Source organism: Streptomyces sp. NPDC003393 (genome assembly GCF_053589015.1).
This window is the reverse complement of the sequence record NZ_JBSFRB010000053.1, coordinates 1-21,264: the sequence shown is the minus strand read 5'-3', so window position 1 is coordinate 21,264 and position 21,264 is coordinate 1. Positions and strand designations below refer to the sequence as shown.

The 21,264-nt window shown below is 68.1% G+C and carries 16 protein-coding genes; 7 read left to right on the top strand and 9 right to left on the bottom strand.

The window, feature by feature from the left end; genetic code table 11:
* Positions 1-52: 52 nt before the first annotated feature.
* Positions 53-1,033 carry a helix-turn-helix domain-containing protein gene (locus ACWDUZ_RS34210; RefSeq protein WP_451635711.1) on the bottom strand — a complete coding sequence of 327 codons (981 nt, stop codon included), beginning with the start codon at positions 1,031-1,033 and terminating at the stop codon, positions 53-55.
* A gap of 151 nt (positions 1,034-1,184) precedes the next feature.
* On the opposite strand from ACWDUZ_RS34210, the gene ACWDUZ_RS34205 reads away from it, so the two are divergent.
* A complete protein-coding gene (locus ACWDUZ_RS34205; protein ID WP_451635710.1) occupies positions 1,185-5,522 on the top strand; it encodes a carboxypeptidase regulatory-like domain-containing protein in 4,338 nt (1,445 codons plus the stop codon).
* Between the two features lie 227 nt (positions 5,523-5,749).
* Here the strand turns inward: ACWDUZ_RS34205 and ACWDUZ_RS34200 are convergent, their stop codons facing one another.
* Positions 5,750-5,947, bottom strand: coding sequence for a hypothetical protein (locus ACWDUZ_RS34200; protein WP_451635709.1), 198 nt, complete (start codon positions 5,945-5,947; stop codon positions 5,750-5,752).
* A 243-nt stretch (positions 5,948-6,190) separates the two neighbouring features.
* Between ACWDUZ_RS34200 and ACWDUZ_RS34195 the strand changes: the two genes are divergently transcribed.
* Both ACWDUZ_RS34195 and ACWDUZ_RS34190 read left to right on the top strand, forming a co-directional pair.
* Positions 6,191-6,406 carry a hypothetical protein gene (locus tag ACWDUZ_RS34195; RefSeq protein ID WP_451635708.1) on the top strand — a complete coding sequence of 72 codons (216 nt, stop codon included), beginning with the start codon at positions 6,191-6,193 and terminating at the stop codon, positions 6,404-6,406.
* Between the two features lie 59 nt (positions 6,407-6,465).
* Positions 6,466-6,615, top strand: a complete 150-nt coding sequence (locus ACWDUZ_RS34190) for a hypothetical protein (RefSeq protein ID WP_451635707.1) — start codon at positions 6,466-6,468, stop codon at positions 6,613-6,615.
* A gap of 651 nt (positions 6,616-7,266) precedes the next feature.
* Here ACWDUZ_RS34190 and ACWDUZ_RS34185 read toward each other — a convergent pair.
* The 6 genes from ACWDUZ_RS34185 to ACWDUZ_RS34160 form a co-directional block, all read right to left on the bottom strand.
* Positions 7,267-8,718, bottom strand: a complete 1,452-nt coding sequence (locus ACWDUZ_RS34185) for a M1 family metallopeptidase (protein WP_451635706.1) — start codon at positions 8,716-8,718, stop codon at positions 7,267-7,269.
* A gap of 374 nt (positions 8,719-9,092) precedes the next feature.
* Positions 9,093-9,518 carry a serine hydrolase gene (locus tag ACWDUZ_RS34180; protein WP_451635705.1) on the bottom strand — a complete coding sequence of 142 codons (426 nt, stop codon included), beginning with the start codon at positions 9,516-9,518 and terminating at the stop codon, positions 9,093-9,095.
* Positions 9,519-10,052: 534 nt separating this feature from the next.
* Positions 10,053-10,844: an SDR family NAD(P)-dependent oxidoreductase gene (locus ACWDUZ_RS34175; protein ID WP_451635704.1), complete on the bottom strand. Its 792-nt coding sequence runs from the start codon at positions 10,842-10,844 to the stop codon at positions 10,053-10,055.
* Positions 10,841-11,725 (bottom strand): alpha/beta hydrolase, encoded by an 885-nt coding sequence (locus ACWDUZ_RS34170; RefSeq protein WP_451635703.1) that lies wholly within the window; start codon positions 11,723-11,725, stop codon positions 10,841-10,843. Before ACWDUZ_RS34170 ends, ACWDUZ_RS34175 begins: the two co-directional genes overlap by 4 nt.
* 521 nt (positions 11,726-12,246) lie before the next feature.
* A complete protein-coding gene (locus ACWDUZ_RS34165; RefSeq protein WP_451635736.1) occupies positions 12,247-12,840 on the bottom strand; it encodes a malonic semialdehyde reductase in 594 nt (197 codons plus the stop codon).
* 99 nt (positions 12,841-12,939) lie between these two features.
* Positions 12,940-13,200, bottom strand: a complete 261-nt coding sequence (locus tag ACWDUZ_RS34160) for a hypothetical protein (protein WP_451635702.1) — start codon at positions 13,198-13,200, stop codon at positions 12,940-12,942.
* A gap of 14 nt (positions 13,201-13,214) precedes the next feature.
* Here ACWDUZ_RS34160 and ACWDUZ_RS34155 point away from each other — a divergent pair, with 14 nt between their 5' ends.
* Positions 13,215-13,589 (top strand): hypothetical protein, encoded by a 375-nt coding sequence (locus ACWDUZ_RS34155; protein WP_451635701.1) that lies wholly within the window; start codon positions 13,215-13,217, stop codon positions 13,587-13,589.
* 552 nt (positions 13,590-14,141) lie between these two features.
* On the opposite strand, the gene ACWDUZ_RS34150 is transcribed toward ACWDUZ_RS34155, so the two are convergent.
* Positions 14,142-14,444 (bottom strand): hypothetical protein, encoded by a 303-nt coding sequence (locus tag ACWDUZ_RS34150; protein ID WP_451635700.1) that lies wholly within the window; start codon positions 14,442-14,444, stop codon positions 14,142-14,144.
* Positions 14,445-14,631: 187 nt separating this feature from the next.
* Between ACWDUZ_RS34150 and ACWDUZ_RS34145 the strand changes: the two genes are divergently transcribed.
* From ACWDUZ_RS34145 to ACWDUZ_RS34135, 3 genes are all read left to right on the top strand, one after another.
* The gene (locus tag ACWDUZ_RS34145; protein WP_451635735.1) at positions 14,632-15,900 is read left to right on the top strand and encodes an IS701 family transposase; all 1,269 of its coding nucleotides are present in this window, start codon (positions 14,632-14,634) and stop codon (positions 15,898-15,900) included.
* A 1,740-nt stretch (positions 15,901-17,640) separates the two neighbouring features.
* Entirely contained in the window at positions 17,641-19,479 is a 1,839-nt protein-coding gene (locus ACWDUZ_RS34140) for an N-acetylmuramoyl-L-alanine amidase (protein ID WP_451635699.1), read from the top strand.
* Between the two features lie 466 nt (positions 19,480-19,945).
* The gene (locus ACWDUZ_RS34135) at positions 19,946-21,163 is read left to right on the top strand and encodes an IS110 family transposase (protein ID WP_451635698.1); all 1,218 of its coding nucleotides are present in this window, start codon (positions 19,946-19,948) and stop codon (positions 21,161-21,163) included.
* The last annotated feature ends 101 nt before the right edge of the window (positions 21,164-21,264 follow it).

Below are 21,264 nucleotides of genomic sequence, written 5' to 3'. Positions count from 1 at the left end.
CGAAGTCGGTCGGCTCGGGCGGACGATCCCGGGCCGGCCGAACGACGTCGGGTCACAGCCAGCCGCGGCGCACCGCTTCCATGCCGATCTGGAAGCGCGTCCGGGCGCCCACCTGCTGCATCAGCTCGTGGACGTGCCGTTGCACGGTGCGGATGCTCCAGCCGAAGGTGCGGGCGATGACCGCGTCGGTGGCGCCGCTGGCGAGCAGGCCCAGCAACTGCCGGTCGAGAGGGCTCATCGATGCTTCGGTCTCGGTGGATCCGGACCTGTTGAGCGGGACCGCGCGAGCCCAGACGGCCTCGAAGAGCGCGGCGGTCATGTCCAGCAGCGACGACGCGCGGATGAGGTAGGCGACGCTGTTCTGGTAGTCGGCAGCCGAGCTCACGATCGCCAGTGTGTCGTCGCTCAGTACGAGCTTTGCCGGCAGGGACGTACCGACCTTGGCGCGTTCGCCGCGCCTGATGCCCTCCCAGATATTCTCCAGCCGACCGGGGACGGCCACCGACTCCTGGTCGTAGACGACGCGGTAGCTGACGCTGCCGGCCTCCAGCGAACGTCGTTCGTCGAGGTTGGGGCCCTCGTCGCCGTGCTCGCCCGCGGCGACGAAGTACGGAGGCTTGTCGAACGCCCTGACCTGGTGCTGAGCGCAGCGCTGTACCCGGACGAACGTGCGCCAGATCTTCGGTGCCCCTTTGATCACCTCGATGTGCTCGGCGGGATTGTGTGCCGAGGTCTCCGCGTGGAATGTCTCGTCGAGCTTGTTCAAGTGCTGCTGGAGCCGACGCAGTTCGTGTTCGCGTCTGGCGATCAGGACGGAGCCGGCCAGTGACGGCTCCACGGCGGAGTACCGGGCCGGCCTGCCGGGTATCCGGGTCACCAGGCCGCGCTGGATCAGGGCCGCGAGCGCGCGTGTGGTCCTTGCCACCGTGACATTGACACGACTTGACAGTACGTCAGCTGTCGTGTGTCCCAGCGGTATGAGCGCCTCGTACACGCGCGCCTCGGTCTCCGGTATACCGACGGTTTCCCACATGAAAACTCCCTGGCATGTTTGCGACAGCCGTCATGTACCCGAAGCCATCGAGCACTTGTGAGCGATGGCACTACTACGCCAGCGTCATACCACAGGACTTGGCGGGCCGCCCCCGGCCCACCGTTCCCTGAGGTTGTAAAGGGAGACAACGATGAAGAGCACTTCCCTGCTACGAAGACTCATGACCCCCCTGATAGTCGGAGTCGTCGTCGCGGGTATGTCCCTTACCGCCGCGACCACCGCCCGGGCCGTACCGTCCGAGCCCGCGTCGCCCAGCACGCAGTCCGCATCCAAGTCGCCCGCAACGCCGGCCAGGGCACCGGCCAAGAAGTCCACGTCGCCCACGACGACGGGCTCACAGGCTGCCGATGCCGAGCCCGCGTGTCAGCCCTCGCCCACCCGCAAGTACACCTGCTTCGCGCTGATGCGCACCGACGTCCGGAACAGGACGATGGCGGTGGGCGACACACCCGCCGGCTACGGGCCGAGCGACATCCAGGACGCCTACGACCTGCCGGCCTCGTCGAACTCGCCGACGGTGGCCATCGTCGACGCCTTCGACGATCCTCAGGCCGAGTCCGACCTCGCCGTCTACCGTGCCCAGTACGGTCTCCCGCCGTGCACCACGGACAACGGCTGCTTCACCAAGGTGGCCCAGGACGGCAGCAAGAACTACCCCCCCACGCCGCCGCCCGGTGACAACTGGGCCGGCGAGATAGCGCTCGACCTCGACGCCGTGTCGGCGGCCTGTCCTTCCTGCCACATCCTGCTCGTCGAGGCAACCACCGACCAGAATTTCGACAGCCTGCCCACGGCGGTCGAGACCGCCCGCAAAATGGGTGCGAAGTACATCTCGATGAGCTGGGGTGCCAAGGAAGACGGCACCGAGAACTCCTACGAGGACGAGTACTTCAACCACCGGGGCGTCGTGTACACCGCCTCCAGCGGTGACGGCGGCTACCAGGCCGCGAGGATCTACCCCTCCACATCGAGGTACGTGACCTCCGTCGGTGGCACGACGCTGCGCCGGAATCCGGACACCGCCAGCGGCTGGTCGGAATCGGCGTGGAGCCTCGCCGGCAGCGGTTGCTCGATGGCGGTGACCAAGCCTGCCTGGCAGAAGGACAACACGGCGTGCACCACCCGCGCGGACACTGACATATCCGCCGTCGCCGACCTGAACACCGGCCTCGCGACCTACAACACGCACGGCGGCCACGGCTGGGAGGTCGTCGGTGGCACCAGCCTGTCCGCACCGCTTGTCGCCGCGATGTACGCCCTGGCCGGTACCCCGGCAGCGGGTACCTACCCGGTGACCTACCCGTACGACGACCCGGCCCGGGCCGACGACCTCAACGACGTGACATCGGGCTCGAACGGCACGTGCACGCCGAAGGTGCTGTGCACCGCCGGCCCCGGCTGGGACGGCCCGACCGGCCTCGGTACGCCGCACGGCGTGGGCGCGCTGACCACCGGCCCGCACGGCAACGTCGAGGGCACCGTGACCGACACCGCCACCGGTGAACCGGTCGCCGGCGTCCGGGTGTCCACCTCGGACGGCAGGCACACCTCCAGCACTGATGCCGACGGAAGCTACGACCTGGTGGTGCCGCCCGGCACCTACGACCTGACGGCGACCAAGTACGGCTACGTCGACAAGAGCATCACCGGTGTGGCGGTCGCCACCGACGCGTCGGTGACCGAGAACTTCGCGATGACCGCAAAGCCCCTGCACACCGTGTCCGGCACCGTCAGCGACGGGTCGGGCCACGGCTGGGCGATGCGGGCGAAGATCACCGTCGACGGCTACCCTGACGGCCCCGTCTACTCCGACCCCTACACCGGCCACTACTCGGTGAGCCTGCCCGCCGGGGCCAGTTACAAGCTGCACGTCTCCGCCGCGGACCTGACCGGCTACACCGGCCAGAACCTCACCGTGGCCGTGGCCGACTCCGACGTGTCGAAGGACATCGGGCTCAAGGTCGACACGAGCACCTGCACCGCAACCGGCTATGCCTTCCAGCAGGCCGGCACCACCGAGGCGTTCACCGGCTGGTCCGGCAAGACCCCGAAGGACGGCTGGACCATCACCGACGCCATCGGCAACGGCCAGACCTGGAGCTTCGACAACCCCGGCAGCTGGCTGACACCCCCCGGCGGTGACGAGTACTTCGCCAACGTCAACTCCGAGGACTACGGCAAGGACGGTAAACAGGACACCTCGCTGGTCTCTCCGGTGATCGACCTGACCGGCAAGGACAAACCCGAGATCGGCTTCGACAGCGCATACATCCCCTTCCCCGACGGCTCTGCCGCCACCATCGATCTCAGCCTGGACGGCGGCAGCACCTGGTCCAACGTCTGGAAGCCCTCGGGCGGCGTCATCAAACACGTCGACGTCCCGATCCCGCAGGCGGCCGGAAAGTCTGCCGTGCGGGTCCGCTTCCACTACACCGGAAGCAACAGCCGGAGCTGGAACGTCGACAACGTACTCATCGGCACCCGCACCTGCACCCCGCAGGCCGGCGGGCTGGTGGCCGGCATCGTGACCGACGCCAACACCGGCACCCCGCTGATCGGTGCGACGGTCACCAGCGACGTCAGTGCCACACAGTCCGGCGGGACCACCGCCACCCCGGACGACCCGGGTCTGGGCGACGGCTACTACTGGCTCTTCAGCTCGCACACCGGCAGCACCGGGTTCTCCGTGAAGCAGGGCAGATACACACCCACCCGGGCGAAGGTCACGGTGCCGGCCGACGGCGTCCGGCACCGGAACTTCAAGCTCAAAGCAGGCCACCTCACCATCACACAGCAGAAAGTCTCGACGAGCCTGGTGCTCGGCGCGGCCAAGTCCAAGTCCGTGAGTTTCGGCAACGACGGCACCTCATCGGTGCACGTGAACCTCCATGACGAGGACGCGGGCTACGCCGCGATGGGCACGGCGTCCGGGGCCACCGTATCCTCGGGCGCACCGATCACGGTGACCAAGACCAAGACCAGCCTCGCGGCGCCGCCCCAGAAGACCGCGGCGCCCCGGACCGGCCCGGTCGTGCGCCCGGCAGGCACCCCGGAGGTCGGGCCCTGGACCGGTGCCGCGGACTACCCGGAGCCCATCCAGGACGCCGTGGTCGCCGGCCACGACGGCAAGGTCTACGTGGCAGGTGGCTACAACGGCACCTACGCGGTCCAGGACGCCAACGTCTACGACCCCGGCACCGAGACCTGGAGCCCGATCGCGAGTCTGCCCGAGCGTCTTGAGGCATCGGCCTCGGGATTCATCGGCGACACGCTCTACATCGCCGGCGGATTCAACGACGGCAGCGGCACCAGCACCCACACCTACGCCTACCACCCGGACACCGACAAGTGGACCCAGCTGGCCGACATGCCGGCAGGTGCCGCCGGAGCCGGCAGCGCGGTGGTCGACGGTCAGCTCTACGTCATCGGCGGCTGCACCGACGGCAGAACGTGCAGCCCCACGTCGTCCGTCGAGAGCTACGACCCGGGCAGCAACACCTGGACCAAGGCCCCTGACTACCCGACCGCCCTCACCTTCGCCGCCTGCGGAGGTGTCAACGCGGAGGTCGTGTGCGCGGGCGGCTCCGGTTTCACCTCGCTGACCAGTACCTACGCCTACTCCCCCGGAGCAGGTGGCTGGACCGCGAAGGCCGACATGCCCGTCGACGCCTGGGGCGCGGCGTCCACCACGGCCAACGGCAAGCTGGAGGTCATGGGCGGCGCCATCAACGACGGGACCGAGGTGACCAACCAGGGCTTCGCCTACGACCCCGACACCAACACCTGGTCGCCGCTGCCCAACTCCAACAGCGCCGGATACCGCGGTGGCGCGGCATGCGGCATCTACAAGGTCGGCGGCTCCGGACCCAGCGGAACCTCTTCACTGGTCGAGCACCTGCCCGGTTACGACCAGTGCGCCACTGCCGTGGGCTGGATGTCGGAGAACACCACGAGCTTTGACGTGGCACCCGGCCAGACCGTCACCGTCCGGATCACCACGGACTCCTCCACCCTCTCCCAGCCCGGCACCTACCAGGGAGTACTGGTCGTCGGCACCGACACACCGTACGGCAACGCCCAGCCGGTCGGGGTGACGATGAACGTCAAGCCGCCCAAGACCTGGGGCAAGGTCACCGGAACCGTCTCCGACAGCAGCGGTGCTCCGGTCGCCGGTGCCACGGTGGCGATCTGCACCATGTATGTCCCCGGCACCGGAAGGTGCGGACCGACGACGTACACCCTGAAGACCGACGGGCACGGCGCCTATCAGCTGTGGCTGGACAAGGGCTTCGACCCGCTGCAGATCATCGCCGCCAAGGACGGCTACACCCCGCTGATGAAGATCGCCCGCATCCGGAAGGGAGCAACCACCACGGTCGACTTCACGATGGTCGAGAACGGCGCCTTCACCCAGACGAAGACGCAGAAGTTCCTGACCGCCCACATGCACAGCAGATCGGCCGAATAACGTCAACGGGTGTCGCGCCGGGTGCCCTGCACCACCCGGCGCGACACCCGGCGTCGTCAGCACGGAGGCCGGGTCAGGACCAGGCCGGGCGGCGAGCAGACGCGCTTCGCGCCCCCGGAGTCTGGGCATTCGTGTGTGCCGGAGGCGCTTCCCATGGGCGGCCGTTCGTCGAAGCGGCCGCAGGCGCCGCGGGGATGCTGTGTGCCGGCCCGCGAACTTCGGCACCCTCAAGTGATCAATGCACCATCCGCGTCAGCACCGGGACTGACCGCCACGGACTCCTGGTGGGTGCGGACCGAGCCGGGACCAAAGGCGGTGCCGTGGCAGATGCCCTCCTCGACGTTGTCGGCAAGTCGCCGAGCATTGTCGATCTGCCCGGTGGCAGCATGCGCGTCCTTGGCCCGCGCGGGGATGACCGCCCTCATGTGCGGCGCCCCGCAGGTGGCTCGTTCCGCTTCCGTCACCGGCCTCGGCGCCACGTCGATGGCCTGCTGCAGAGTCCGCAGGCCTGCGGCATGTGCGCGCGACGAAGAAGGTCTGTGTTCGGACGTAGGCGGGCAGCAGCGGGTCGCCGGACTCGGCTGCGGCCCGGCGCATGAGTTCGACCAGGCGGGCCGACAGGTCGTGCGCCCGACAGCTTGTGGGCTGCCGCGTCTGTGGAGCGGCAGGTGCTGCACCAGGAGACGGGCCGGTTCGATGCGTTCGGCGCCCGCGGCTCCTTCGAAGGCCCGGGTCAGCGTGGTGAGCAGGCCGGGCACCGGGCGATGTGCGTGTACTGCGAGCTGAGTCTCCAACGCTCCGAACTGCCCACTTCGGTGGGCAGTTCGGCCATCGGGCGCACCGCTGCCGTCGTCGGGACAGTCGTAGTGGGTGATGGCAGCTGACAGCGCCAAAAGCCCCTCCCGCGCACGCGATTGACCGGGAACGCGGTCGTGTCGCAGGCGTGGCGGACCCCGAGATCGAGGAGCCGCCGATCCGGTTCTCCGCCGAGCGGAGCCTGATTCCCGCCCAGGGGCAGAACCCGGGACTTGAGGCCACCGTCGACCGGGAGGAGCAACCGGGGCAGGCGCGCGGCGCTCACCCGAAGCCGTAGGAGCACCGGGCCTGCCCTGATGCTGCCCTCGTCGCGTATGTGCCTGAGCGGGACCGGATCACCGGTGGCAGCGGCGGGCCAGTCACGGGCGAAGACCGGAGGCTTTCGTCTCCGCCTTTCGCCGACGCGAGTTCGATGAGACGGTGCCGCCCGCCGGGGAGAAAGCGCCCGAGTCCGCCGCACAGGATGCTCTGACGGCCCCTCGCGCACAAGGCCGACGAGCGTGAGGAGTCACCGCTCGGCGCGGGTGCGCACGCCGCGAAGGAGACGCACAGTCCCTGGGTGAGCGCCCCCGTCGACGACCCGCCGGGCGAGGAGGACACCGGGTCTCTGCCACGACATGGCCTCGTACCGGCGATACTGCTCGATGCATGGATGTGATGACCACCGTCCTGCGCGCTGAGGTGCTGCGCGACCGGTACCGCAGTCGGTTGCCCGAGCGTCTTGAGGAGCTGGCCGGACCGGGCGGGGGCACCGTCGACCTGCGGCAGACACCTGGACATCCGCCGGTGATACCGACTCGGCGGAACCTTCCACCCGTACCAACACGCCACCTGACCAGGCCGGAAGATGAAGCGGCACCCACAGTGCCCGCGGCACGGTTGAGGCGTGTGCTTCCGCGGTGGACCCGGCTCGGCCGGTCGGCGTCGGTCAGGTCGCAGGGGTGGTGTGCCAGTCGGGGTGACCGGGCATGGGTGGGGTGGTCGGGGAGTAGAGCCAGGCGTCGAGGAAGCCGGAGAGGTCACGGCCGGCCACATGGGAGGCGAGGCGGACGAAGTCGGCTGTGGTGGCCGAACCGTCCCGGTGCTTCAGCACCCAGTCGTGTTCGACGCGCTGGAATGCGTGGTCGCCGATCTCCTCGCGCAGCGCGTAGAGGACCAACGCTCCCCCGTCGTAGATGCCGGGGCGGAAGAGGCTGAGCCCGACGCCCGGGGTCGGCGCCTTGGGCGCCGCCGGTGGGCCGTCCGCGGCCCGCACCGTGTCCGAGTTCTGGTAGGCGGCCAGCATGCGATCGTCCAGCGCGGGGCCGCCCTGCTGCTCACCGTAGACGGTCTCGTACCAGGTGGCATGGCCCTCGTTGAGCCAAACGTCCGCCCAGCGGTCAGGGGAGACGCTGTCGCCGAACCACTGGTGGGACAGTTCGTGGACCATCAACGACTGGACGTACCATGCGGGCAGGTCGGTTCGGGTGAAGAGGTTCTCTTCGAAGATCGGCAGGGTCTGGGTCTCCAGCTCCGCGCCGATGTGGGTGCCGGTGATCAGCAGCCCGTAGGTCTCGAAGGGGAAGGCAACGCCGAGTTGTTTCTCCATCCAGCTGATCTGGCCCGGTGTCTTCTCCAGCCAGGGTTCGAGTGCCGCGACGTCCGATGACGGTACGACGTCACGCATCGGCAGACCGTGCGGACCCTGCCGGTGCAGGATCTTCGAGTCACCGAGGGAGATCTGCATGAGGTCGGTGGCCATGGGGTGTTCGCCTCGGTACACCGATGTAGTGGTCGCGCCGTGTCGGGTGTGGGAAATGAGTACACCGTTGGCGACCGCCGTGACACCGGCGGGCGCGGTGATCCGGTAGGTGAAGTAGGCCTTGTCCGATGGGTGATCGTTGCTGGGGATCACGCGGTGCGCGGCATCGGGTTCGTTGAGTAGTTCGAGCCCGTCCGGATTGGGGATCCAGCCCCCTGTCATGCTGTTGCCCGTCGGGTCGTTCGAGTGGCTGATGGTGATCCGCAGATGCCGACCGGCCCTTACGCGATGGGCGAGGGTGAGCACCAGGTCTTCGCCGACCGATGCGAAGGGCACACGCCGGCCGTTGACCTTCACCCAGTGAACCGTGCCGTGGGCGTAGTCGAGGTTGATGGTGTCCAACCGGGAGGTCGTCGTAGCGTCGATCCTCGTGACGGTGTCGACGGGGCTGGTGTTGTCCCCACTGTAGGTGAGGGAGATGTCATACGAGCGGACGTCGTAGCCAGGGTTGCCCAGGTCGGGGAAGAGAGGGTCGCCGATTCCGGCTGCCTGGGGAGACGGGGGCAGGCCTGCGGCGATGAGCGCGGTGGAAGCGGCCGCGAGCAGCCCGAGTTGTCCGCGACGCAATATGGTTCGCATGCTCGGAGTGTGACAGCGGTATCGCAGTCGGGCTTGTCCCTCAACACAAAATATCGGGCGGTTATTCGTTCACGGGAACGGGGGCAGTACACGTCGGGGAGAGGTGGGGAACACCGCGGCGCTCGGGCATGTCGTGGCGCCACCGCGCTCCGTCCCCTCTGAACACCCGGAGTGACAGACGATCTTCGGGCTCCGGGACTCCGAAGAACAGGCCTTCGTACGTCGCCACTTCTCCCGCCGTTGGTGAGGAGCACCACGCCGAGCCCCTGCCCGGGCAGCAACCGCTGGAACGAGACCTGGCCGATGGCTTGCGGTCATCTCCTCCGCTGACGCCTGAGTGGACAGCCGCTTTCCGTCGGCGGTGAGGCCGCCCGTCAGATGCCGCCGGGCGAAGGCCATACGTCCTCAGCCGGCGCTGTCACCAAGCCGGCCGGGCCCATCGAGCGCGGCAGTACCCAGACGGGGGCCGGTCCCGGTTCTCCATCGCCGGATGAGCGGTGGCCGACCGCCGCGCGGTGCGGCAGTGCCTCCTCGGGCAGGGTGACCGTGTGGTCCAGGCCGAGCGGGGTGAGCGGCGGCTCACGCAGGGCCGTGTCCCAGCTCTTGCCGGTGAGTTTCTCGATCACCGACCTGCCACGATGAAGCCCGAGTTGCAGTGCGAGAAGGTCACGCCCAGCGGGTGGTTCTGCCCGACGTCCTTGAGCAGGTCGACGTACCGCTCCAGGCAGTCGCCGCCGCGGCCGGTATCGGTGAAACACGTCGCCGCTGATGCCGCTGGCGTGGGTCAGCAGATGACGCATGGTCACTTCCTTGGCCACGTCGGCGTCGGGTTGCCGCAGTTCGGGCAGTACGTCGGACGGCGACGAGCCCCGCCGCGTTCTTCCGGCCGAGGCAGTGCAGGTGTCGCCACGCGTCTGACGGACCGCAACACCTTCGGTCTCAGGTCAGGACCGGTGCGCTCACAAGTGTTGCGGCAACACCCGCATCACCCACGGACATGGCGTTGGCGTCTTGGCCCGCTTCCACCACCGATGAAGCCACAGACTGTTCGCGGCACAACGGTGTCCGTCGTGATAGACCAAGTGAGCAGGCCGCTGTCATCGCCGCTGGCGCGGCAGCCGTCGAGGAGCATGGTGATCAGCTCGTCACGCCGACCAGGCAGTGCGGTCATTCGCCCGTAGACGCTGGCCATGTCCCCGCTGGACACGCGGCCGCCCTTCGCCTGATCCATCCCCATGTGAGCCAGTCTGCGAGTTCGCCCTCTCGAAGGCGGCTCCTGCACGAACGAGTGCAACCAGGCGTGGGGTGTTGGCGGCAGGCGGCAGGGATGAACCCTACGGGCGCGGCGGCCGCCGGTATCGGAGAGCGAGTTCGGCGCGGTTACCCTGGTGGAGCAGGGTGGGTTCGGTGTCCGTCCAGTGCTGGATGTCCTCGGGGTTGTCGATGCCGGGGATGCACAGCGTTTCGCCGTGCTGGTGGGCTGTGAACAGGGCTTGGGCGACGTCGGCGGCGGGCATGGCGCGCGGATCGTTGTGATTGATGCCGCTGGACCATTCGGTGTCGACCAGGCCTGGGCACACGACGGTGGCTTTCACTCCGGTCCCGTCCAGTTCGCCTGCGAGACTTCGGGTGAAGGCCACGACGGCGGACTTCGCGGCCACGTACAGGGTGCGCGGGAATCCCATGTCGAGGCCGGCACTGAAGGCGAGCAGCGAGGCGACGGTGATGATGCCGCCCGACCCGGCGTGCAGCATCGCGGGGAGCACGGCGCGGGTGAGGGTGATGTGCGCTGTGGCGTTGAGCCTCCACAGCTGGTCGACGTCGTCGGGGGTGAGGTCGGCCAGTGCCGTGTAGCCGCCGGTGCCGGCGTTGGAGACCAGCAGGTCCACCGGGCCGGTCTGGGCGCGGTCCACCACCGTGCGCAGGCCCTGGCCGCATGCCAGGTCGGCGGGCAGGATCTCCACCCGGCTTCCCTGGCGGTGCAAGGAGTCGGCCTCGCCGGTCAGCCGGTCTTCGCGGCGGGCCACCAGGATCAGGTCGTAGCCTTCCCCGGCGAGCAGCCGGGCCGTGGCGAGGCCGATGCCGCTGCTGGCTCCGGTGACCAGCGCGGTGGGCCGGCGGGTCATGCCGGGACCTGCGCCTTCGCGGCGGCCGGGTGCAGGCGGTCGTTCAGGAAGGCCGCGGCGCGGTCGAGGGCGGCGGCGGCCTCGTCCAGGACGGCGGCGAACGCCTGGAAGACGTGCGGTGCCCCGGCCACGACATCAAGGGTGACGTCGAGGTCGCAGTCGGCGGCGCGCGCGGCCAGGCGCACCGCGTCGTCGAGCAGGACCTCGTGGCTGCCGACCTGGATGAGCAGTGGCGCAAGGCCGCGCAGGTCGGCCAGGGCGGGGCTGGCCAGTTCGCCGCGGGGGTCGGCGCCACCCAGGTAGTCCGCGGCCCGCACGCGCAGCGCGTGGGCTGTCATCGACGGGTCGGCCTCGGCCTTGGACTCAAGGCTGCGGCCCGATTGGGTCAGGTCGACCCAGGGGGACAGCAGCAGTCCTGCGGCGGGCTGCGGCAGACCTGCGTGGTGGGCGGCCAGCAGGGTCGCCATCGCCAACCCGGCCCCGGCCGACTCCCCCGCGACCGCGATCCGTTCCGGGCCGCCTTCGGTGTCCAGCAGTGAGCGGTAGGCGGTGAGGGCGTCATCGACAGCGGCCGGGTAGCGGTGCTCGGGAGCGAGCCGGTAGTCGACCGAGATCACCTCGGCACCGGTGTGGCGGGCGAGGCCGGCAACCAGGTTCAGGCTGGTCTCCGGGGCACCGACGGCGTAGCAGCCGCCGTGGAAGTGCACAATGGTGGCGGCCGGGGTCACCCCGTCGATGCGCACCCGCAAGGCGGGGACGCCGCCGAGCGCGGTTGGGTCGGTCCGCACGTCAGAGGGCACGGGGGCGGCGGTGAGCATGGCGCGGTACAGCGGGCGCATCTCCAGCGGATCGTGCAGGGGCGCACTGTCCGGTGCGGTCATCGTGCTGATCTCCTTCGAAGACTTGGTCGTCTTGAAAGATCAGCCGGTGGCCGTTCGTCTATGCGGGCCTCACCCCGACGCCGGAGCAAGCCCCCGGATCAGGTCGAACCCGTACACCACTTCTTCAATGTCATCTGCTGGTGGTCCTGGGGGCTCGCTCCACCACTTCCTGCCCGGCCTCACGGCCGTGGCCTGGTCCCCTTGTGCGGCTCGCGGGACCGCACCGGTCGTTGTGGCTTGATAGGCGCACGACAAAGGCAGATTGAGGCGTGCCCACCGGCCGGTCCCGACACCAATCGACAACGAGAGGACGCAACCCGGACCGGACGGGGTGACTTCACCCCGTCCGGTCATGAAGACAACGTCGTCGCCCTCCGCAGGAGCGGGTGAGATGAAGTCAGCGGGGCCCGGGACGGCACGTCAGCGTGGAACTCCGCCGCATACTGGCAGTGCACCACGGGTGCCGTCTCTTCCTCTGGATCCATGAGATCGCCCCGGATCTGTCGTTCAAGCGACGTGGCTCATATGTAGCGGACGACCTCGTCGTAGGCCAGGCGGGGCAGGCGGGGGAACCAGGCATCAGGGCCGGGGTTTCCGATGTTCACCACGAGATGCGACTGCCAGGTGGTGCGGGTGAAGAACTCGGCGTCGACGGCGGCGGCGTCGAAGCCGATCATCGGCCCGGCGGCGAGGCCGACGGCTCGGACGGCGAAGAAGAAGTAAGCGGCTTGCAGCGCACCGTTGTAGCGGGCCGAGTCATCGCGCAGCGCCTTGTTCCCGGCGAATATCTCGCGCAGCTCAGGCTTGAAGGGGAACAGTTCAGGGATCCGCTCATGGAACGCCTGGTCGTTGGCCAGAACGGCAACGACCGGAGCCGTGGCCGTCTTGGCACGGTTGCCCTCGTTCATGAGCGGCAGCAGGCGGTCACGCCCCTCGCCCGGCCGCGTGAACAGGATCCGCAGGGGATTGATGTTCGCCGAGGTCGGGCCGAACTTCGCCAGCTCGTAGATTTCTGCGAGCTGCTCATCGGTCACCGGTTCGTCGGTGAAGGTGTTCGCGGTTCGCGCCTCCGTGAACATCAGACGGCGGCCGTGGTCGTCGAGCGTGAGAAGGATAGTCATGGGTGATGAGGTCGTTGACATTGCGGGATGCTACGGCAAGTCATACCCGGGATTCAGCCCGATCGGCCCACCCGGTTGGCCTTCGCTGCCGGGCTACACGCCGCTCGCGTACGGGCCCTGGCTCGTCGTCCTGGGCTGCGCGCTCGCCGGCCGCTGGGTCGCCACCCGGGCCGCCGCCGTCCTGGCGCTGCTCGGCGCGGCCGTCTCGCTGCCGCTGGTGCGCTGGATGGACGGTCCAGCGGGGCTGGCGGAGAATCTGCCGACCGCCGTCGGGCTGGGCGCGGCCGCCCTGGTCGTGCTCGCCGCGCCGCCAGATCTGCCGCCGACCGGCGGTGCCGCGCGGCGGGCGATCAAGGTGTCACCCGATCGTGCAGCAGACCCGACGCCACATCGAAGCCGGCCACAGCCCGGCCACGCTGCACCGCGGCACAGTGATCGACGAGGTGAAGGTCGGAAGCTGGCTGCATCGCCAGCTCACCGCCTGGGACCGCCTCGCCCCCAGCCAACGCGCCCTCCTCACCCGCCTGCAGCTGCCCCCCGCCGAGCCGACGAAGCGAGTCCGCCGCTCCTTCGAACAGAACGCGCAGATTCTGCGGCTCTTCGTCGAGCACCGGCACCGCCCGCCCGGCGCACGGGAATGGATCGACGTCGACGGAGAACGCATCATGATCGGGCCATGGCTGTGCAAGGCCCGCACCCGGCGCGGCACGGGTCAACTCACCGAGAGCAGGACGCCTTGCTAGCGCAGATCCTCCAGGCAGACTGGACTTCTCCGGCACCGGAGTAACGGCACCGGCGTCACACGCGGACAGACACTCTCCAGTCGGCGGGGCAGTGATCTGCATGTTGGCACTGCCCAGCCGCCAACGGCCAGATACAGCCTGGTGGAAGGCAGGGAAACGGTGCAGCAGCCGCTCCAGCCCGTCCAATTGCCGCCGGTACGGCACCCGCACCGGTGCTGGGAGCGCGGCGAGAATCTCGGTACGGCATCGGCCTACGGGCACGAGCGAGCAGCCGGGCGACCTGCGACAGCACGCCATCAGTGAAGCGCCTGACACACCATCAAGTTTCGCTGCACAAAGGCAACCTGAACGACTGTGCGTGGGGGTAGGGGGCTTCAACTTTGCCAGACAGGCGCAAGCACCCCGGTTGCATGGATTGAGGCCAAGCCTACCCAGGATGATCAGCCCATGAAGCGGAGAGGGGAGGCGCAGATACTTGTGAACGCGTGGGGTTTTTTGCTTCCTAATACTCCGGTGTGACTTCGTAGTTCCATGTCGCGTCGCGTGTGGTGGCTACTGGGCGGTGGACTGCCCGATCACACGGAGGACGTCGGCGAGCCAGACCAGGTGGTGACCCACAGCCCGGTTCGGGTCGGCGAGGAGGTCCTCAAGGTGCTGCCATGACTCGGAGAGTTGCCCGATGGTGATCGTTTTCGGTTCGTTGGGGACGTCATAGAGTTCGTCGCCCGGAACAGACCAGAAGTAGTCGTGTTCGAGCGCCACCGCGCTGCCGGCTGACGCTTCGATGTGTTGCAGTGCCAGCTCGAAGGCGTGCCGCAGCTGATCAAGCGGGATCTGCAGAGGTTCGCTGTCCATGTGCTCATTTTGTCGATCAGGGGCAGTCGGACCGAAGCCAGGGAGTTCGGCACTGGCCAGGACCCGGCCTGGAGCGAGAGCGGCCACCGCGTGATCATCGGGGGTTGTGTGGACTCCTGAAGATCGTGCGGTGGCCGCGAGCCATAGCGTAGACCCTGTCCGGTGGCGGGCGTTGTTCGAGCAGGCCATGGCCCGGATCGCGGGCCGGTTCCGCCGGGTGGAACCGCGGGCGACTGCCCGCGCGTACTTGCTCGGGCTGCTGTCTGGCGTCGAGCGCAAGAACTGCTGGCGGCTGGCAGAACAGGCTGGTCATGCCCGTCCCGGACCGATGCAGCGTCTGCTGCGAAGCGCCCGCTGGGACGCTGATTCCGTCCGCGACGAAGTCCGCGCTTACGCCGTCGACCACCTCGGTGGCGATGGTGGCGTGCTGGTCGTCGACGAGACCGGCTTCTTGAAAAAGGGCCGGTCCTCGGCGGGCGTGCAACGGCAGTACACCGGCACCGCCGGGCGCATCGAGAACAGCCAGGTCGGTGTCTTCCTCGCCTACGCAACCAGCCGGGGGCGGGCACTGATCGACCGTCGGCTATACCTGCCTGAGCATTCCTGGTGCACTGATTCCGAGCGCCGTCAGGCTGCCGGGATACCCGACGAGGTGCAGTTCGCGACCAAACCCCGCCTGGCCTGGGAGATGATCGCCGCCGCACTGGACGCCGGGGTGGAAGCTCCGTGGGTGACCGGCGACGAAGCATACGGGCAGGACCCGCAGCTTCGTGCCGCGCTGGAGGCACGCGGGACCGGCTACGTTCTGGCGGTTGCCTGCTCCATCCGGGGCCGGATCAACTCCGGCCGCACACCGATTCGCGCGGACACGGTCGCCGACCGCCTGCCCGAGGCTGCCTGGCACCGGCAAAGCGCCGGCAACGGTGCGAAGGGCCTGCGCTATTACGACTGGGCCTGGATCCATATCGGCACCGGCGAACACCGCCACCTGCTGATCCGCCGCAACCCTGCCACGAGGGAACTCGCCTTCTACCTGTGCTGGTCACCCACCGCAGTGCCCCTGGCCGAACTCGTCCGCGTGGCCAGCAGCCGCTGGAGCGTCGAAGAGTGCTTCCAGGCCGCCAAAGGCCAAGTCGGCCTGGATCACTACCAAGTGAGGAACTGGACCTCATGGCACCGGCACGTCACGCTCGCCATGCTCGCGCTGGCCTTCCTCGCCACCGTCGCTGCCGATGCAGCCCCCGACCGGCCAGCCGACCCACATCACCACACCCGGGGCAGCAACCCGATCTCGCTGACCGTTCCAGAGATCCGCCACCTCTTCACCGCCGTCCTCAACCCACCAGTCGTGTCCCTGGCCAGACTGCTGCACTGGTCGAACTGGCGCAGACGCCACCAGGCAACAGCCCGTCGCAGCCACTACCGACGACGCTCAGCCCACGAAACCAGCGGATAGATCACGAAACCGCACTGGAGTACTAAGAAGACGACCTGAGACCCCGTGACCACGGCGGGACACCGAGCCGAGCTCCCGGATGCGTAGCCAGCTTGAGGGGTGCCCGCGGAGCGGGCAGCCTCTTGAACAACCGTCATCAGGTTTCAGCTGAAGGGAATTGGCAAGGTGAGGCGTGATGGGAATCCGCTCGCGGAGCGAGCGGATTCCCATCACGCCGGTTCACCAGCGTGCTCCACGGAGTGGCCGACGGCTTGCGGAGCAGGCCGTCTCCTGCCGCGTAGCGGCGGCGTCGTCGTGTCTGCGGAGCAAGGAGTGTGACGTGGAGTGGGTCGGGGACGCTCGGCTGGAAGCCGGGCCTGAGGCCACCTGGTACCTGGAGACGGCTTTCATGCCTGGCGCCCAACTGGAGGCGGTGTACGACGATCCGACAACGCCCGTTGTGGTGAGAGGGGTCGAGGAGCTGACCTTCATGCGCATGCCCAGCGGCCGTCTTGTCGTCGATGCGCCGTGGGACGACGGCGTGTGGAGGTACGAGCGAGGGCTCTCTGGGGCGGAGAGGCAGGGGGATGGCCCGGGGGGAACTGCCATGCATCGCTGTTGGTAGCCGGGCGGCGCGTTCTCGTGCTGGCCCATCGGTGTGTGGCGGGTTTCCGTCCGCGCATCGGGAGGTGTATGAGAAGAGGTCAGTGGGGGGCGCAGTCCGCAGGGGAGGCTCCAGGTGAGCATTTTCGGGCCTGGTGGATCAGTCTTGGTAGATCGGGTTCTCGGTGTGGTGTCGGGTGAGACCGGTTTGCACGGTCCTCGTTGTCAGGAGCTGCGGCAAGCCCTGAGGCTTTTCTTACAGGTCACCGCCTGCGGCTCACCGCGCCGAGTTTTTTTGGTCCGATGACAACTTCCGGCATGGCTCACTTCGTCAGTACGGTATGAAGCGATTTCCACAGTGCACCATTGCGGTGGCGGGCGGCGCATGCCTGTGAGCCGGCAGTCGGACCACGCGGGCCTTGTTGAGGTCGGTACGGTCGGCAGGCGATTGCCTGGTCGTCGAGGAGTTCGAGCGAAACCTGCCGGCGTACCTGCGCCGTGCTGCGGATCTGCTGTGCGGTACGGGAACGTGCCCAAGCATCTGAGGCAGGCGGCGGCGAAGCCGTACGCGGCATGGCGGGCGTGCATGGACTCTCCCGACAGCTGCGCCCAGGAAGTGCTGTTGCGGACTTCCGTGGAGGATACCCGGCGGCGGCACCGGGCAGGGAACCGTCACTCGCGCACAACCTTGCCGGGGCGATTTGCCGCCCCGAAGGCTCGATGAGTTTCTGTGCCCGCGCGCTGAAGGACCCGCTAAAGGACTCCTGCGTCTCCGTGGCCCGGCTCTGCCCTGCCCGCGACCAGTTTGAACCGCTTTCCGCCGGGTGCCGCAGTGCCCTTCCCCTGAGCCGCTTCGTCCGCCGGGAGCCGCGTGCCGTGCCTCCCGCGTGCGAGCCCGGGACGGCATCCGAGGGCCGCCGCCCGCCCCGTCAGCGGACACCCCCATTGACACGCCCTTGGGCCGTGAGGAACCGGACCCAGCGATTCCCTGCCCCGGGAAGATCCGCGCGAGCTGCGAGAACCGGCGGCGCAGTGGCAGTCGGCGACATGTACGGATGGAGACGTGGAGTGGGACGGAGACGGAAGAAAGGCAAGGGCGCCAGGCTGAGGACCGTCGGGCTTGCCCTGAGCGGAATACTGGTTGTCGCAGCGGGTGCGTTGACGACGTTCGCTCTGGACGACAAGACCCCGGCGAACGCAGCCTCGGCGCCCCGGCCGGATGCCGGTTCCGGAGGTTCACCGGTCGAGCAGCGGCACTTTGCTGCGGCGGCGCACGAGTTCATGGTGCCGGAGTCAGTACTGCTGGGTGTCTCCTACCAGGAGTCCCTGTGGGATGCCCACCGAGGAGAGCACAACACCATCGGCGGGTACGGGCCGATGGGCCTGACGGATCTGACGGCGTCCATGGCCCATGGTTCGGCTCTGGCATCGTTGTCCTCGGATGCTTCACTGCACACCCTCACCGAGGCAGCCGCGCTGACCGGGGCGCCCGCGGACCGAGTGCGTGCGGACGTACGGGAGAACATACGGGCCGGGGCGGCGCTGCTGGCGTCGTACGAGAAGCAGCTGACAGGGGGCACACCGTCCGACCCGGACGAATGGTTCGGCGCGGTGGCCCGTTACAGCGGCTCACCGAACGAGACCGCGGCCGGGCATTTCGCCAGGCATGTGTTCGAACGAATGAGAACGGGCGTGGAGCGCACGACGGCCGACGGGCAGTGGGTGCGCCTGGCGGCGCAGCCCTCGCTGCGGGCGAACACCGGACAGCTGGCCATGCTGCATCTGAAAAAGACCTCGTCCGCCGGCACCGAGTGCCCCCCGGACATGGACTGCCGATTGGCGCTCGCGACGACGACGGCCTACCAGGTGGCTGACCGGCCGACGGACGGGATGGAGATCAAGTACATCGTCATCCACGATGCTGAGTCCTCCTACCAGAACGCCATCGCGGCGGCGAGGGCACCAGGGAGCAAAAGCGCGGCGAACTACGTGATGCGGGCTTTCGACGGTGCGGTGACGCAGACAGTGGCCGACAAGAACCTGGCGCTCCACGCCAACAACTTCTGGTTCGGCATGCACTCGATCGGCATCGAGCACGAGGGCTTCGCGGCGCGCGGTGCCACCTGGTACACGCAGGCGCAATACCAGAACACCGCTGATCTGGTGCGGTACCTGGCGCGGAAGTACGGCATTCCGCTCGATCGCCAGCACATACTGGGCCACGACAACGTCCCCGGTCCGCTGGACGCGTATGTGGCGGGCATGCACTGGGATCCAGGGCCGTACTGGGACTGGGATCGGTTCATGATGCTGGCGGGGGCGAAGACAGAGCGGGGGAAGCACGGTGTCGGGCCCGTCGGTACGGCTGTGACGATCGCGCCGGACTTCGCGCACAACGAGCAGACGGTGAAGGTCTGCGCCAACGACGACCCGACGGGGGCCACCACCGCGTGCACGGAGGCATCGGCTCCGTCGAACCTCCTGTATGTGAGGACTGCGCCGAGCGCGAGCGCGCCACTGGCCGGTGATCCGTATGTGCACCATGACGGTTCCGCGGGCACGAAGGCGATCAGCGATTGGAGCAGCACTGTCTGCGCGGGGCAGCAGTTCGTCGTCGCTGACCGCGAGGGAGACTGGACGGGCATCTGGTACGGCGGCCGGAAGGTTTGGTTCGACAACCCGAAGGGCAGGAACACGATTCCGGCAGAGCATGTCAAGATCGTCAGACCTGCCGGCGGAAGCGGCGCGTCGGTGTTCGGCATGGTGTATCCCGATGCGTCCGAATACCCCTCCGACCTGGAGCCGGGCGTGGCGCCTCCGTTGAACAGGTACACCCTGCCCACAGGGCAGGCGTATGTGGCAACGCAACCGCCCGTCCACCCTGACGACTTCATCTCAGCCGATGACCGCTACGTACGCGGCGCCGGAGAGGTGTACACGATCCAGTACAACCACCGGGTCGCGCTCGTGCGCGCGACTGAGATCTCCGTGTCCTGACACCAGTCAGACACCCTGCTCGGCACAGGAGTCGCCGTTTTGCCCACTTCGGCTCGGCCTGCTGGCACGACCTGGTTACCGAGAGGTGAGTTCGGGGCTCGCCGAGGCGTCCGGCCGGTCCAGTGCCTGCTCGGCCCAGATAGATTTGCCCATGGAGGTGTACCGCGCGCCCCACCGATCGGAGTGAATCGCCCCGGGTTCGGTGGAGATCTCAGGTTGTGGTGATGACCTGGGGTTTTGTGAATTCGGTGTAGTAAGGGCTGTCCTACCTTCACGACGTGGGTCTGGTCCGGTCATTCGTAGGATCGGAGGACTCGGGGGTTCCGGGTATGGCTGTAAAGGCTGAGCCGCTGGATGGCTTACGGGACTTGGCCGCCCGGAGCCCCGCGACGACTCGACCGCTGATTGGGAGACGCGACTCGATCGCTGCTGTAGGACAACGTCGGCGAGGTCGTCTGCGGGATCGATGTGCGACGAGTTGACGGAGGGGAATGTGCCCGAGATCTGGGCCGGGGTGGACATCGGCAAGACGCATCACCATGTCGTGGTGATCAACGCAGAGGGCGAGCGGCTGCTGTCGCGCCGGATCCAGAACGACGAGAGCGAGCTGCTCGTACTGCTCGGCGACGTACTGGCGGTATCCCACGACGTGCTGTGGGCCGTCGACCTGAACCATGGCGGTGCCGCTCTGCTCATCGGCCTGCTCACTGCCCATGATCAGCCTGTCGCCTACCTCACCGGTCTGGCAGTGCACCGGGCCTCGGCCACCTACCGGGGTGAGGGGAAAACCGACGCGAAGGACGCTTTCGTCATCGCCGACCAGGCCCGCATCCGCCGGGACCTGGGGCTACTCAGGCCTGGTGACGAGATCGCCGTCGACCTGCGCATCCTGACCACCCGGCGCCTGGATCTGGTCTTCGACCGCACCCGGCAGATCAATCGTCTCCGGGCTCAACTGCTGGAAATCTTTCCGGCCTTGGAGCGGTCGCTGGACTTGACCAACAAGGGCCCAGTCATGTTCTTGACCGGCTACCAAACGCCGGCAGCGATCCGCCGCACAGGGGCGAAACGAATCGAGACCTGGCTGAAGAACCGCAAGGTGAAAGACGCCGCCGCACTCGCCCGCACTGCTGTGGACGCCGCGCAGGCCCAGCACACTGCGTTGCCCGGGGAGAGACTGGCCGCCGCTATGGTGGTCCGCCTCGCGAAGGGTGTGATGGCCCTCGACGAGGAGATCGCTGAACTCGACGCTCTCATCGAGGACCGGTTTCGCGAGCATCCGCACGCCGAGGTGATACGCAGCCTGCCCGGCATGGGCGCCCGGCTCGGCGCCGAGTTCATTGCCGCCACGGGCGGGGACATGGACGCCTTCGACAGTGCTGACCGCCTGGCCGGCTTCGCCGGCCTGGCCCCGCAGCCCCGCGATTCCGGCCGCGTCAGTGGCAATCTGCACAGACCCCGCCGCTATCACCGCGGGCTGCTGCGGGCGATGTACTTGTCTGCGCTGGCAAGCCTCAAGTGCTGCCCTGCCTCCAAGGCGTACTACCAGCGAAAGCGGAGCGAGGGGAAGGGACATAAGCAGGCCCTCCTCGCCCTTGCCCGCCGACGCGTCAACGTTCTGTGGGCGATGATCCGTGACAGACAGTGCTACAACGCTGCACTCCACGTGGCAGTCGCCGCTTGACATCAGCTGTGAGTCTTTTGGGTGGCTGGTCCGGGACCGGCTGGCAGGGTTGACGTCGGTCGCTTCACCGCAGTCGTGACTCGTGACAACAGTGGCCCTCA

What these genes read in the sequence shown, in the direction of transcription:
- ACWDUZ_RS34200 (WP_451635709.1), bottom strand. Translation starts at nt 5,947, where the DNA reads ATGAGGGCGGTCATCCCCGCGCGGGCCAAGGACGCGCATGCTGCCACC.
- ACWDUZ_RS34180 (WP_451635705.1), bottom strand. Translation starts at nt 9,518, where the DNA reads ATGCGTCATCTGCTGACCCACGCCAGCGGCATCAGCGGCGACGTGTTT.
- ACWDUZ_RS34150 (WP_451635700.1), bottom strand. Translation starts at nt 14,444, where the DNA reads ATGGACAGCGAACCTCTGCAGATCCCGCTTGATCAGCTGCGGCACGCC.
- ACWDUZ_RS34170 (WP_451635703.1), bottom strand. Translation starts at nt 11,725, where the DNA reads ATGACCGCACCGGACAGTGCGCCCCTGCACGATCCGCTGGAGATGCGC.
- ACWDUZ_RS34210 (WP_451635711.1), bottom strand. Translation starts at nt 1,033, where the DNA reads ATGTGGGAAACCGTCGGTATACCGGAGACCGAGGCGCGCGTGTACGAG.
- ACWDUZ_RS34175 (WP_451635704.1), bottom strand. Translation starts at nt 10,844, where the DNA reads ATGACCCGCCGGCCCACCGCGCTGGTCACCGGAGCCAGCAGCGGCATC.
- ACWDUZ_RS34135 (WP_451635698.1), top strand. Translation starts at nt 19,946, where the DNA reads ATGTGCGACGAGTTGACGGAGGGGAATGTGCCCGAGATCTGGGCCGGG.
- ACWDUZ_RS34185 (WP_451635706.1), bottom strand. Translation starts at nt 8,718, where the DNA reads ATGCGAACCATATTGCGTCGCGGACAACTCGGGCTGCTCGCGGCCGCT.
- ACWDUZ_RS34205 (WP_451635710.1), top strand. Translation starts at nt 1,185, where the DNA reads ATGAAGAGCACTTCCCTGCTACGAAGACTCATGACCCCCCTGATAGTC.
- ACWDUZ_RS34145 (WP_451635735.1), top strand. Translation starts at nt 14,632, where the DNA reads ATGGCCCGGATCGCGGGCCGGTTCCGCCGGGTGGAACCGCGGGCGACT.